The organism is Erwinia rhapontici (genome assembly GCF_020683125.1).
GTDB classification, from domain to species: Bacteria; Pseudomonadota; Gammaproteobacteria; order Enterobacterales; family Enterobacteriaceae; genus Erwinia; species Erwinia rhapontici.
Genome location: NZ_CP085627.1, coordinates 4,908,391 through 4,921,600, shown reverse-complemented (window position 1 = coordinate 4,921,600; position 13,210 = coordinate 4,908,391). Strand labels below are relative to the sequence as shown.

The 13,210-nt window shown below is 51.0% G+C and carries 17 protein-coding genes; 13 read left to right on the top strand and 4 right to left on the bottom strand.

Annotated features, from left to right (window positions below):
- The first annotated feature begins 5 nt into the window (after positions 1–5).
- From LJN55_RS22730 to LJN55_RS22720, 3 genes are all read left to right on the top strand, one after another.
- Positions 6–272 carry a hypothetical protein gene (locus tag LJN55_RS22730; protein WP_133846414.1) on the top strand — a complete coding sequence of 89 codons (267 nt, stop codon included), beginning with the start codon at positions 6–8 and terminating at the stop codon, positions 270–272.
- A 136-nt stretch (positions 273–408) separates the two neighbouring features.
- Entirely contained in the window at positions 409–669 is a 261-nt protein-coding gene (locus LJN55_RS22725) for a hypothetical protein (RefSeq protein ID WP_133846413.1), read from the top strand.
- Positions 670–748: 79 nt separating this feature from the next.
- Entirely contained in the window at positions 749–1,018 is a 270-nt protein-coding gene (locus LJN55_RS22720) for a hypothetical protein (protein ID WP_227535378.1), read from the top strand.
- Here LJN55_RS22720 and LJN55_RS22715 read toward each other — a convergent pair.
- Entirely contained in the window at positions 966–1,421 is a 456-nt protein-coding gene (locus LJN55_RS22715; protein ID WP_227535377.1) for an ECs1072 family phage-associated protein, read from the bottom strand. The genes LJN55_RS22720 and LJN55_RS22715 overlap by 53 nt on opposite strands.
- A 164-nt stretch (positions 1,422–1,585) precedes the next feature.
- On the opposite strand from LJN55_RS22715, the gene LJN55_RS22710 reads away from it, so the two are divergent.
- The 8 genes from LJN55_RS22710 (at position 1,586) to LJN55_RS22675 (ending at position 7,891) form a co-directional block, all read left to right on the top strand.
- A complete protein-coding gene (locus LJN55_RS22710; protein ID WP_227535376.1) occupies positions 1,586–2,032 on the top strand; it encodes a hypothetical protein in 447 nt (148 codons plus the stop codon).
- A gap of 74 nt (positions 2,033–2,106) precedes the next feature.
- The gene (locus tag LJN55_RS22705; protein ID WP_227535375.1) at positions 2,107–2,337 is read left to right on the top strand and encodes a DUF2732 family protein; all 231 of its coding nucleotides are present in this window, start codon (positions 2,107–2,109) and stop codon (positions 2,335–2,337) included.
- Positions 2,337–2,564 carry a TraR/DksA family transcriptional regulator gene (locus tag LJN55_RS22700; protein WP_227535374.1) on the top strand — a complete coding sequence of 76 codons (228 nt, stop codon included), beginning with the start codon at positions 2,337–2,339 and terminating at the stop codon, positions 2,562–2,564. The genes LJN55_RS22705 and LJN55_RS22700 overlap by 1 nt, the downstream gene beginning before the upstream one ends.
- A complete protein-coding gene (locus LJN55_RS22695) occupies positions 2,561–3,370 on the top strand; it encodes a Dam family site-specific DNA-(adenine-N6)-methyltransferase (protein WP_227535372.1) in 810 nt (269 codons plus the stop codon). The genes LJN55_RS22700 and LJN55_RS22695 overlap by 4 nt, the downstream gene beginning before the upstream one ends.
- Positions 3,367–4,326, top strand: coding sequence for a DNA cytosine methyltransferase (locus LJN55_RS22690; protein ID WP_227535371.1), 960 nt, complete (start codon positions 3,367–3,369; stop codon positions 4,324–4,326). Before LJN55_RS22695 ends, LJN55_RS22690 begins: the two co-directional genes overlap by 4 nt.
- Entirely contained in the window at positions 4,319–6,706 is a 2,388-nt protein-coding gene (locus tag LJN55_RS22685; protein ID WP_227535370.1) for a replication endonuclease, read from the top strand. Before LJN55_RS22690 ends, LJN55_RS22685 begins: the two co-directional genes overlap by 8 nt.
- A gap of 67 nt (positions 6,707–6,773) precedes the next feature.
- On the top strand, positions 6,774–7,475 hold the full coding sequence (locus tag LJN55_RS22680) for a DNA adenine methylase (protein WP_227535369.1): 702 nt from the start codon (positions 6,774–6,776) through the stop codon (positions 7,473–7,475).
- A gap of 104 nt (positions 7,476–7,579) precedes the next feature.
- Entirely contained in the window at positions 7,580–7,891 is a 312-nt protein-coding gene (locus LJN55_RS22675) for a hypothetical protein (protein WP_227535368.1), read from the top strand.
- 33 nt (positions 7,892–7,924) lie between these two features.
- Here the strand turns inward: LJN55_RS22675 and LJN55_RS22670 are convergent, their stop codons facing one another.
- Positions 7,925–8,164 carry a DNA polymerase V gene (locus LJN55_RS22670; RefSeq protein ID WP_227535367.1) on the bottom strand — a complete coding sequence of 80 codons (240 nt, stop codon included), beginning with the start codon at positions 8,162–8,164 and terminating at the stop codon, positions 7,925–7,927.
- A gap of 187 nt (positions 8,165–8,351) precedes the next feature.
- Between LJN55_RS22670 and LJN55_RS22665 the strand changes: the two genes are divergently transcribed.
- On the top strand, positions 8,352–9,089 hold the full coding sequence (locus LJN55_RS22665; RefSeq protein ID WP_227535366.1) for a hypothetical protein: 738 nt from the start codon (positions 8,352–8,354) through the stop codon (positions 9,087–9,089).
- Positions 9,090–9,431: 342 nt separating this feature from the next.
- Here LJN55_RS22665 and LJN55_RS22660 read toward each other — a convergent pair whose 3' ends face one another.
- Both LJN55_RS22660 and LJN55_RS22655 read right to left on the bottom strand, forming a co-directional pair.
- Complete coding sequence (locus LJN55_RS22660) at positions 9,432–10,496, bottom strand: phage portal protein (RefSeq protein WP_227535365.1); 1,065 nt, start codon at positions 10,494–10,496, stop codon at positions 9,432–9,434.
- A 2-nt stretch (positions 10,497–10,498) separates the two neighbouring features.
- Positions 10,499–12,214: a terminase large subunit domain-containing protein gene (locus LJN55_RS22655; RefSeq protein ID WP_227535363.1), complete on the bottom strand. Its 1,716-nt coding sequence runs from the start codon at positions 12,212–12,214 to the stop codon at positions 10,499–10,501.
- A gap of 143 nt (positions 12,215–12,357) precedes the next feature.
- On the opposite strand from LJN55_RS22655, the gene LJN55_RS22650 reads away from it, so the two are divergent.
- Positions 12,358–13,197, top strand: a complete 840-nt coding sequence (locus LJN55_RS22650) for a GPO family capsid scaffolding protein (protein ID WP_227535361.1) — start codon at positions 12,358–12,360, stop codon at positions 13,195–13,197.
- Positions 13,198–13,210: the final 13 nt, after the last annotated feature.

Below are 13,210 nucleotides of genomic sequence, written 5' to 3'. Positions count from 1 at the left end.
TGGTGATGATGGCGCATCAGTTGGTTGAAGTGCATAAGCACCTTTCTTTGTATCGTGGATTCTCTATCTCACGTGCGCCACGGTCACCATTGTTCCCGCGTCACCGCTACATCGTGACAAAGGACGGCAACTATTTTGGTCAGGACTTCGCGCAGGCTGAGGCGATAAATATCATCGACCAGCTGTGTGCTGACCAGGAAAAGTGGCTCATTAAATTAACCGGGTTTATTCCTACTTCGGAAATTACAAATGTCACGACCACTGACGAGTGACGATATTATTTTTATTGTTTCATTGTGCGCAGTCGCTTACGGCGTAATTGAAAGTATCCAGTTAATGATCCGTGATTACTGCCGCAGGGCAAAAATGAAACGCACAGCAAAATAATCAAATTACGGAAATAGAATCATGCGCGAACAATACCGGACACTGGCGGATAACCTGCTAAATGCATTCCACCATAAAATTATGAATTTAAAAGCGGCTACGGCTATTGCGCCACATGTGCGTGAAACGTCTACCGCAGATCATGCATTTCGTCTGAGCGTAGGTCTTGAGGGTTTGCAGACAGTGGCGAACGCCGCTGGAGACAATGAGGCCTATGAAGAAGTTGAACGGCTGATCTCTAAAGTCAGCTGCGGTAACTACCCAATTCCGGGTAGCTGGTAATACACCGGCGCTCAGCGCCGGGCCTATCCGAGGCATCATTTGCGAGTGGTGCGCCTGATGGGAATATAACGGGGGAATTATGTCTGTAGAAATCTTAACTGACCAGATTAAAAAAGCATTGGAAGGCGGTCGCCCAGTGGTTTTTTCGAATGGTTTAACTGATAAAGAACTTATAGAGTATTTAGGCAGTTTGATTATTGAACTTGATACCCGCAGCCAAAAAATCGGGAAACCCCAAGAGCTGCGGGCAAGAGCTGATGAAATTGAAGCTCAACTACAGCGTAAGAACGAAGAGATTATGAAAGCAGTTTTTCCGCTATCGCTCTGTTCCACTCACAATCTTGGATAACACGCTTATCTTCAGGGATGGATTCACTGTCTGGTTTATTAAAATTAAATTCTCTTTTAAGAAAATTAATCAACTCTGGGGGGATAGTTAGGGCGTTAATGTCTTCAGCCATAATAATCATAGCTTCATGTAGGCTTAGTTTTTTGGCGTCAAGATAAGAGGTGTTTTTTTTCTCAAACAAGTAGTGATGTAATGCGTTATTACCGAAAAGAAAAAATCTATCTGGATCGTATTGATTTCTATGTTCTATCAGTAACAGGTCAAGTTTAAGGATGTTAAGGGCGCGATATGTAACATAACCGTCCAAGTCATCAATTGACGAGTATTTTATATCTAATGAAGAGGCGACATTTTTTACATGTTCAAATAATACTTTAAAGCAGTCGGTGTGATTAAGTTGCATGTGTAGTCCTTATGTTGGTCTGTTTTGTTCGCTGCTCTTGGTCGTGTTGGCGAACAAAACGAAGATAACACACCATGCGCCGGGCATGGATAAAAATCCGGCACTTATCCGAGGCATCATTTGCGAGTGGTGCGCCTGATAAGCAACGATTAGAGGTGATGGTTATGCGGATTATTGCGGGAGGTCTTGGGGCGGTTAACCCACACGCCGCAATAGCGCGGCCTCACCTTGAGGCGTTTCACAAGAAAGTTGATGAAATGCGTGGCGGGAGCAAGATGGCACTGGCATTTAATAAGCTGAATATGGCAGAACGCAAAGTTGTTTTTGTGCTGGGTAACTCCCTTGCAACCCGTTCACCGCAGGTGATGGAAAAACTATCCGAAAAGCACGTTTCTTTAAATTATGACCAGCTCACGGCAAAAGAAAAATTAACCGTTATACGCGGTATGAAAGAAATAAAGAAACTGGCTAATAAAATTCCTTACAGCCCGCCGGGTGAAGAGGAAGCCTTAAAAAATCCCCGGAACGTAACGCCAGCATCGCTGGAAGATTATCGCGCCGATGATGCCGAAATACCGCGCAGCAATGTAAATAACGCCGCCGGATTCTGATTTAAACCACAGCTGTGAAAACAGGCGCTTTATTTGCGCCGGGATTCTTATTGTCCATTTTCAGGAGACTACACATGAAAAATCTAGAAAGCCGTTTGATCGAAGCCAATGCAGAAGCTGCTATGGCTGCGCTGTTCACGAAGGCCAATACCGAAGGTCAGAAGGCAAAAGCCCTCTCTGTTTCAATCCGCCTGAACGCCCTGGCTATCCATATCGCTAAAAAAGAACTTCCTACGTCAGATGTCGTTGCGCTGCTGATGAAAGAAGCCCTGCGTTTTGAGGGTGAAGCGGAGGCGCTGCACTGATGGCTGACGAAATGGATTTAGAGCAGGAGCGCCAGGCGGAAACGCTGGCGCGTCAAATCAACAGCGCCCGGCAGCTACCAACGCAGCCCAGCGCTTTTTTCTGCGAAGAGTGCGGGGAGCCAATTCCTGAGGTTCGTCGCGCTGCTATTTTCGGCGTCACTACCTGCGTTTTCTGCCAGTCGCTTATTGAGCGCCGTGCAGCCCACCTAAAAGGCAGTAACCAATGAATAAAACCATTTTGAAATGGGTAGGTAGCAAGGTCAAAGTGATGACCGAGCTAAAAAAACATCTGCCAGCCGGTGATCGCCTTGTTGAGCCGTTTGCTGGTTCATGTGCCGTAATGATGAACACCGATTATCCGGCGTACCTCGTTGCGGATATCAACGCTGATCTGATTAACATGTACCTCCAGATTAAGCAGCATGAAAACGCCTTCATCGCGCTGGCCGCAAAGGTGTTCGCGCAGAATAAAACAGCCGAGTGTTACAAGGCTATCCGCGCCGAGTTCAATAACGAGCCAGCGCTCACACTGCTGTATCGCGCTGTCTACTTCCTGTATCTGAACCGCCACGGTTATCGTGGTGTTTGCCGCTACAACCTCAGCGGTGGCTACAACACTCCGTTCGAACAAATCGCGAAACCATATTTTCCTGAAAACGAGATCCGCGCCTTTGCTGAAAAGGCTGGCCGGGCGACGTTCGTCTGTGCCGGTTTCGCCGAAACCCTCGCAATGGTTCAGGCCGGTGACGTGATCTACAGCGATTCACCATATGACGGCACTTTCTCCCAGTACCACACAGCCCGTTTTGGCCGCCCTGAACAGATTGAGCTTGCTGCGCATCTTGAACAGCTGCGTAGCCAGGGCTATCCGGTTGTGGTTTCGAATAGTGACACAGAGTTTACCCGCGAGGCGTATGCAGGTTTCAGCCTGAACAGCATAACTACGTTTCGCAGTGTTGGCGTTGCCGCCGGTGCCGGGAAGAAAGCGGCTGAGATTTTAGCGGTGAGCCGTGGTGTAGAGGCCACTGCATGACCGCCTATTACAACGAAATCAACCCATTTGCAGCACAGTGGCTGCGCAACCTGATTGACGCCGGTGAAATCGCCCCGGGCATTGTTGACGAAAGGAGTATTGAAGATGTCACAGCAAACGACCTCCGTGGATTCACTCAGTGCCATTTTTTCGCCGGAATCGGTGTCTGGAGCCACGCGCTCCGATCTGCCGGTTGGCCAGATAACAGGCCAGTCTGGACAGCATCTTGCCCTTGCCAACCTTTCAGCGCGGCAGGCAAAGGAAAAGGGTTTGCTGACGAGCGGCACCTTTGGCCGGCCTTCTACCACCTGTTTAAACAGTGCAGCCCTTTCCGATGCTTTGGTGAGCAGGTTGGCGGAGCTAATGAGTGGTTCGATCTTGTACAAGCTGACTTGGAAGCCCTGGACTACTCCTTCGGGCTTGTGCCGTTTGCGGCAGCGGGCGTCGGTGCTCCGATCGTCAGAGAACGTGCTTACTGGATGGCCTGCGCCAATGGCGAGGAATATAGCTGGGGCGGGGCATCAGGGGAGGAGCGGTACAGCAAACCTTCAGACCGTTGTGCTATTGGCGGGATGGGCGGCTCCCACCGCCAGGGATTGGAAATCGGGGAGTGCAGACTTAACCAAAAGTCTGATTCGCAAGGATGGGAAATTAAGGAACGACCTTCTGGATTATCAGGCATTCATGGCGGATTTGAGCCGCTTATCGGCTTCTGGTCTGGAGCTGACTGGCTATTTTGCCGGGACGGAAAGTGGCGGCCAATTGAATCCGGCACTACCCCGCTGGCTCCAGGGTTTGCCGGCGGTATGGGACGAAGCAAGTCCCCTATGGTCAGAATGGCAAGCCGCAATCGCCGTGGCCGAATCGAAGGATACGGAAACGCCCTTAACGCTGTAGCGGCCACTGACTTCATCCGGGCTGCAATGCTGGCCGGGAAGGTGCAGACAAATGTCTGATCACACTCGCGGGCGAGTAGCTCCATCCCCTCCACCACCGTTCCCCGGTATGCTCCCTGAGCCTGCCGGGGCTTTCGCATGGAACGCACCGCGCCAATATAATTTTGAAGAGCTTGATCGCTCACCTTCCGTAATTCGTTACCGCAACCTGGACGGCGAAAAGCGCAGCATTTCCCTTTTTGATTATGACGGACAGAAAAAAGCTGGGGATTCGGAAGTCCGTTTACTACGCCGCCGTCTGGATTCGTTGCCGCAGTATATCCGCCGTTACTATGACCAAAAATTAAGCAATGTTGAAAAAAATCAGGGGAATAAGAAAGCGTCCAGTTGGTTGAAAAATACCTTTGGGCGTTTTGTTCTTCCTCGCGTTGATGGCGTTAATGAAAAATACCTGCCGTTAGATACGTTGCCTATGGCGCTTATACCCTTGCGTGACGAGCTGCGCCGCATTCCGTGGGCAGGTAAACGTGAGTTGAAGACGCTGGCATATCGCTTGGCCTACTGTCTGACAGCTGAGTTTATGCGTGAGTCTGATCATCAAGTTGCACGCCATGGTGATTATGAGTTTGCGATCATATCTGGCTATGGCCGGGCAGGTTGGCTTATCACGCATCTCAACATGACGGCTCCGGGCTGGCGTGCGTACTGCAAAGAGGAGCTGACGGCTGACGATGCGTTACGTTGCGTTGCACGTATCGAATCCCCGGCATGGTGGCTGCGCCGCCTGCGTCGTTTGCATGACCAGTGGCGTGAACATCTGATGATCGCCGCTGGGTACGTTCACGTTAAAGCGAAACCTTATTGTAGTGAGCCATGCCTCAAGGAATGGACCGCGCAGAAGAAAGCGAACCGCGAATATATCAACGCAATGGAGCTTGAGGACAAGGAAACCGGTGATCGTATATCACTGGCTGACAAAGTTAATGGGAGTGTCGCTAACAAAAATATTCGCCGTGCTGAACTAATGGCGCGTATGCGTGGGTTTGAGGACCTGGCGAAAGCTGATGGTCTGGTTGGTGAGTTCTATACCCTCACCGCTCCATCGAAATTCCATTCCATGCAGCAGAGCGGCAGGCGGAATAATAAATATAACGGGGCCAGCCCTCGCGAAACTCAGCGTTACCTCTGCAACGTATGGGCGAAGGTTCGCGCTAAATGGAAGCGGGAAGGCATCCGTACTTTCGGTTTCCGTGTCACTGAGCCACACCATGATGGTACTCCACACTGGCACGCGCTACTTTTCTTCAAGCCTGATCAGGTAGAAAAGGCACGCGCAATTTTCCGTAAATATGCCCTGAAAGTTGACGGCAATGAGAAAGGGGCGGAAGAAAACCGCTTCAAGCACATCCCGATTGACGAGGCTTTCGGATCGGCGACCGGCTATATCGCGAAATACATCTCTAAAAATATCGATGCGCATGGGATGGAAGATGAAATGGATGATGAAACCGGGGAACTTCTGACGGAGATGTCTGCACGCGTCAGCGCGTGGGCCTCGCGCTGGAACATCAGACAGTTCCAGCAGATCGGCGGTGCGCCGGTCACCGTTTATCGTGAGTTGGGTCGGTTGCGTGATCGTGACCTTTGGCTTTTCCCTGAAATCGTCGCCGCACAGGTTGCCGCAGGTGAATATAACTGGGCGGGTTATGTCACCGCTCAGGGTGGTCCTCTGGTTCCCCGCGATCTTCTTCGTGTGCGCCTCAATTATGAAGTGACTGAAAACGGCAATGACTACGGTGATGACGTCAGTCATGTGACTGGTGTGTACTCGCCATTTGATCCGGCCTCGTCGGTTATCTTCACCCGTACCACCACTTATCAGATAGTCCCGAAAGCGAAAGAAGAGGCCGTTAAAGGTGTTGTCGTGGGTTTTGATCTGGCCTTATCAGGCGGCCCCGCCGCCCCTTGGAGTTCTGTCAATAACTGTACGCGGGAGCCGCGAAAGCTGAAAAAAATGGCCGTATCGAGCACGGTCAGAGGTGACCATGTGGTACCGCCAGCAGTGGTTACCGACGCCAATATTTGGGATGGCGTTGATTTTGACAAAATGACCCGTAAGCAACGCCGGGCGTTTAATGAAAATCTTGTGTCACTGAGTAAAAAGCCGCGTTCGGCTGTTCAGGGAGTTGCTTCAGTAGCCCCGGGACGTGCGGCGGCGTTGTTGGATTTTGCTGAAAGTTGCGGTCTGAGCATCACTGAGCTTGAGGCCAATAAGCTGGCGGCTGGTGAGATTTTAACGTTGAACGGTAAGCGCTGGCGGGCCCAGGCCGACGGCGCTATCAGGGGTGCTGGCCGCAGTGATGAAGAGATTAAGAGCAGTTTAATGAGTCGTGTTTATAAGCTGGCGAATTCAGCAAGGCAGCAGGGCGGCCAAAAATGACCATGCTGGCCAATTATTCGGTGGTCAGAAATGACCGTACTGCAGTTATTTTTTATGGGGGTGAATCATGGGGTATTTAGGGAGCAAGGCGGCCAGCGGCGCTTATCAGAAAATAATATCACTGATGCCGGTGCACGATACCTACGTTGAGACTCATTTAGGTGGTGGTGCCATTATGCTGAGGAAGCCGCCCGCAGCGCTTAACATTGGTTTTGATATTGACGTCATTACGATAGAGGCTTTTTGCCAGGGTAATCCTGATTTTCTTGATGGCTTGGCTGATGATCTGATGATTTCCGTGTCAGATGCGGTTACGGAATTAAATCAACTGGCTTATGGGGAGTTGGGGAAGGTGCTGATTTATGCAGACCCGCCATATCTTGCGGAGACGCGCACCAGTAACGCAAAGTATCGAAGCGAATATACGCGGGCTGACCATGTGCAACTGCTGCAATGCCTGCGCCGAGTGCCAGCGAATGTTATGTTATCGGGATATCCTTCCGCGCTTTACGATGAAATGTTACCTGATTGGCATACAACAGAATTTCAGGTGATGACACGCGGTGGTGTTCGAACTGAAAAGCTTTGGATGAACTATGATCCCGCAGTGGTGCCGTTATTTTCTTCCGCTTTCGCGGGTGATGACTATGAAGACCGGCGACGCATCAAGCACAAGGCCGCACGGTGGCGGGAGAAGTTCAGGCTGTTGGCTCCGGGGGAAAGGCTTGCGGTGTTGGCAGCATTGTCGGAGGTCGATTTAAACAGATAATTCCGAAAGTGACGGCGCTTCGCCGCCTCGTCTGTTGTTTTCTTGACCTGTTCACGCTTCGCAGATATACAGAAATCGAGTTCAACCCGCCTGGAGCGGACCCGATGAAAGTTTACGATACCAATTATCCCCCTGATACTTTTGGCCGCATTAAGATGGGGCTGATCAAAGAGATGTACCTCAGCTATAGCGGATATTCAAAGCCTGTCGGTGGTGACAGCTTGCGTATCAGCTGCACATATCAGGGTGTTGTAAGGGATGTGATCACAGTGAAAATCGTATCAGCTGCGGATAGCTCTGATGCACCGGAAACTGTGCTAATCAGGGTTGAGGGGCGTTTGGCTGATATGGGTAAGCTGACGGGCTGCGATAATGGCTGGTTCCATCGCGATCACCTTCCGCGTCTGCAAAGTTGACGAATTAGCGCCAGCGGCTGTGCTGGCGTCTTCTCATCGGGTATATCCCATGTTCATCAAGAAAAACCTCTTTAATTCATAACCTTCTTCTGCGTACTCCCTCCATGATGGCTGGTAATAATCTATCCATTCGTTGGCTTCGCGCCGCGTGAAGTGGTGGTTAACTTTTTCCAGTTCCTTCACGAAATCTGACGTGTTGACTACCTGGCCCTTGGTGGCGTCTCTTTTGATGCTGTTCAAAAATGCTGATTTTATTTCGTAAGTTCTTGCCATAATTCGCCCATATTTAACTGTGTTTATATACAGTATTTCATCTTTTCATATAAATCAATTATCAGTAACTGCATGTTTAAAAAGTAAATTTATTGTCATTAGGTTGTTTGTGGTGAGAATTGTCTTAAAAACTATGGGTTTTACTGCTATATCTCTGAGAAATTATTTGAGGCAGGGAGTGTTACTTATGAAGGGTGCTTGGCAGGGGATTATTGATCGTATGAGTGGGCCGCTTTACGGTTATGTTTCAGTGTCTTTAGTTCTGTTTAACTGGAAGTGGATAGCTCTTCTTTTTATGAGTAAGTATCCTGTTGAAGTGAGAATTACCGTTATAGAACAATATTTTAATTGGCTTGTTGGGCTTGCCGCCCCTCTTGGTGCTGGTATTGCCGCTGCATTACTAACGCCATTCTTTCATGTCATTTTGGCTTTTGCTCATAGGTGGGCTATCAAACTGAGTCTGTTGCTGGAAACTTACAAGGCTGCCGATAAGGCGGAGGCCGACAAGGCAATCGCAGTTTCTGATGCAAAAAGCCAATGGGCTGCCTCAATTGCTGAGGCGGCTGAAGAACTTGAGCAAAAGAGAATTCAACAGTTGGCGGTTGAAGTGGAAACTAACATAGTAAGGATTCGTGAAGACGCAATTGAGCTTTATAAGCATCATGATGAAAATATTGCGAAATTCGAGATATTAAAGAATGAAATGATCGCGTCTATTTCTATGCTGAACGGCATTAAGGAAATCGCTGAAAACTACGAAGATAAAATCCCCATAAGCACCCTTTTAAGCCAGTCAATCGCAGAACGACGCGACTTTATTGATGATTGGCAATTTAGTTATGGTAATGAATCCAATGCGCCGGATTTTTTGAGGCTCAACCCTGCTGGCCTTCATCCAAAAACTACAGTTTCTTCAGAAGAATAAATGGTGCATAAAATCGCACCGTTTTGCACAGTTTTTTTATGGTTCCAATTGCCAGCTAGCACCAGCACTGGCGCGGGATTAGCCAGGCTGAAAAAGTGCAAAAAAAGGCACCCTTTTTGTGTGCGGGCGAGGCGGGGGAGCAGTCGCGCGCAAAGGGGGTATGGAGGGGGTATTATTCAGAATGCGAGAATTGCCCGAAAATCGGGCCGTATCGTGTTTTTCAGGGGTGAGGCCGTGTCATTGTGTGAGAAACGGCAAAGCCCCGCAGCGTGGCGCTGAGGGGCTTAGATTCGAGAGGAGTGAAGCGGGTGAATGTGACCGTGCCAGATGGCTGGCCGTGATTTATTTGCTGGTCTCTGCCAGCGCGTAGGGTTTGAAGTCGAACACATCCACACCCAGCCAATCATTCAGATCTTTCAGCACTTCCATCACTGGATAGAGTTCGTTAATAGCGAACACCTTCGCTGCTTTCTCAATATCACCGAGGCCGCCCGTATTGTTAGGCATGACACCCATAAGCTGTGGCGGGACGCGGTGGATTGCCAGCATGTCATCGCGGGTCGCGTCTTTGATGCCGGTGAATTCATCCTTCGCTGCGATCTGGCTGAATGGCAGGATTTGCAAGCCGTCTTTCTTTCCGCCCGCCGCGTAAACGAATAGGTTTTTAAACGCGCCGCCGCCCCTGGCATCCTTCAGCGATTTCTTCAGTTTCTCGACGTCAGCGCTGTTGGCTACGGGATCGGTGAGGTACACGATAACCCCGGCGTGACTGCCGTTGATGTAATAGTTGCGGCGGAATAACGTGGCTTCACCGTTCAACAGGATGGATTGCATTGCCGACATATATTCAGGGGTTCCGTAAATCTCTTGGTGAATGCTGGGGCTGCGCAGGTGGTAAACGCTACCCGGCGGAAAGGCGTAATCCTCTTCGTAGTAGGTGACAAACCAGTACTGATCGAGGTTTTCGCCACGGCGTGTATATTTCGCGAGGCTGTGCTTCAGCTTCAGCGGCTGGCCCAGTCGGTTTTTCCTCAGCTCCAGATACGCATTGCCAAATACGAGATAGTCCATGATGAAGGCGCTGGCATCCTGCCGGGATAGCAGCGGGTGCGGTTTGAAGCAGGACATAATCACGTTGCGTTTGAAAATCAGCGGGGACTGGTGATGAACCGCGCCTTCCACCATCCGGGCCAGTCCATAGGTGCTGATCGGGGGTTCGTACCAGCGTCCATTTTTTGCGCATTCCATGCAGTCCTGTAGGTCACGCTGATCCATGATCGACGTCGGTTCACCGAAGCTGAATGACTGGATTTCATCAATCGGCTGCTGAATTAAGTCGCCAGCTGGCAGGGCTTCAGTAGGGGTTACGCTGCTGAACGTTGTGTTTTTTTTACGGCTGCGACTCATTCTTAGAATTCCTCAACGAAACTGTCATTGCCGCTGCCGGCATCATTGCCCAGCGGTTCATTTTGTAATGCGTGCATAGTCGCCCAGGCAAGGTCACCGTGGTTGCTGCCGCGTTTGCGGTCAGATGCATAGGTGATGGTGCCGCCCTTCGGAGTAATAAGTTTTCTGACCGTCATGAAGCTGCTGACGATATCCATCATTCCGGCGTCATACTCAAAGCGGCCGGCACGGATAACCATCTGCGCTTTCAGCACCAACTGGCGCTTAACGGCAGGTGTGTAAAGATGCAGTTGCGCCGCAGGGAAGAATTTAAGCACCAGTTCGTAAACTGCTGCACCAATGCCAGTGCCGTCGATATCGATGTGCTGTACGTCATAAATTGTTGTCAGCCGTTTGATAAACTCTGCCTGTTCTTCAAATTCCATACCGCGCAGCTGGTGACGTTCCACAACGCGGAATTTACCTCCGGGAATCAGTGGCGGGGCCAGCACGACAAGGCCACCGCTATCACCCTTGCCGCTGCCGCCGTTGGGATCGTAGCCAATCCAGACCTTACGGTTACCAAGGGGTCGGGGCGCATAGGGATTCCAGTCGGGCCAAATACCGCTGTAACCGTCCACGCCGCAGTTAATCAGCTCGTTGTAATTGAATGCCCGCTCTCCCTGCTTCACAAAGATGCAGCGATAGAGGTTGTCGAATTCGTCCGGGCTGTTCTCGTTCTGGATTTCCTCCAGGTCGATTAGCGGGAAGCCCTGATCGATAACGTCCTGAACTGTGACAATCTGCCGCCAGATATTGTCGGCGCATAGCTGGCCGTCTTTCAGTGCCTTGTGACTGAGATCCAGCTCTGCCCGTTCTTTTTTGCCCCGCCCCTTGTTGAACAGGTTCCCCGTCCAGAATTCATAGGCTTCATGTTCCTCGCTCGACGGGGTGGAAAAATAGGTACGGCGAAGGCCAACATGGGTCGCCATCCCGGCGGCGACTTTTCGCAGGTTGAGGAAGTTGGCAACCCAAAATGCCTCATCAAAATAGAGGTCGCCGGTATAGGACTGCGCGGTTGCTGCTGACGTGCCGAGGAAGTACAGCGTTGCCCCGTTCGACAGGATAATTTCGTCACCTCCTTTCAGTTCAATCCCGATACTGCGTGCCAGGAAGATAATGAATTTCTTGAACTGGAACGCCTGAGCGCGTGAAGCTGAAAGAAATATCTGGTTAGTTCCCGTCTCCAGCGCCCTCAGCAACGCCTCACGTGCAAAGTACCAGCTGGCTCCAATCTGACGTGATTTCAGGATAAAGCGGTTACGCCGGTTGCGCTGCTTGTACCAACGCTTCTGATGCTCAAAAAGCGACTCCAGCACCAGGGCGCGAAGCTCTGAGATCTGTTCCGCGCTGAAATGGTTTTTGGGTGTCTTCTCTTTCTTCTCCTGATCCTTCTCTTTGCGTTCGTCACGCGCCAGCCGCGCAAGTTGACGGCCAAGCACGTCCAGTATTTTGAAATCGTGGGCGCTCAGATCTTCTTTTGCCATCAGTCGCAGATAACGCACGTCGGTACGCTCAAGCGCCCGTTGTATCGGCGTGGTTGCGTCCCACGCGTCACGGCGACGCCAGGAATAAATGGTATTAGCACTCAACCCCAGTCGCTGAGCGATTTGGGGGATGCTGTAGGCCTGCCAGTAAAGGCTTTTGGCCTCGTCGCGGGGATCGGTGACTGTTTTCATGGGTACAGGCTATCGCGCCCGCGAAGGCTGGAATATCAGCCGAGATTGTCGCTGAACGCTGACAATCCCCATGTGTGGCGCGGTTTGGCTGCGGGAAAGAAGATAGGGGCCACAGCAGTTAAAACCCTTTCCCGGAGTTGAGAATGGCAAAGACAAAAAAAGTGCGCATTGCCGTAGAAGGCGCAACCACTGACGGCCGCAATGTGGAGCGTCTGCACATTGAGCAGGCAGCTAAAAATTACAGTCCTGAAAAGTACGGCGCCCGCGTCAATCTGGAGCACTTCAAAAGCGTAATGCCGGACTCCGCATTTCGTTGCTATGGCGATGTGACCGCAGTATCCGCAGAAGAAATCGCTGATGGACCGCTCAAAGGCAAGCTGGCGCTGTATGCGGAAATTGACCCTACCCCCGAACTGATTGCTCTGAACCAGTCCCGCCAGAAGGTTTATACCAGCGCGGAGTTTCATCCTTCATTTTCCGACACCGGCGAAGCCTACCTGATGGGTATCGCGCTCACTGACAGCCCGGCAAGCTTGGGGACTGAAATTCTGAAATTCAGTGCCGGTGAATGGGTGCGCCCGCTGCTGTCACGTAAGACCGACCCGGCCTGTTTCTTTGCTGAAGGTCAGGAAGCGCAAATGGAATTTGAAGCTGACGTGCCAGCTGCGGAAACCGGCAATAAGTTTTTCAGCACAATCAAAGCCCTGCTTTCGAAAGGTCAGCGCCAATTTTCCGCAGAAGCTTCTGAGATCCGTGACGCGGTTGAGCTGGTCGCGAAGTCGCAGGCGGATACCCTGGACAAGGTGCAGGCGTTAAATCAGGGCCAGGTCGCATTATCCGCCATCCCAAAAGAGGTGGAAGACCTTCGGAAAGAACTGGTTGAGCTGAAAGCAACGCTGGCATCGCAGGACAACAGCTACAACCAGCGTCCCCCATCGCAGGGCGGCAACGGTTCCGATTCATCGCTGCTGGCTGACTGCTGAGAAGTAAACCCAC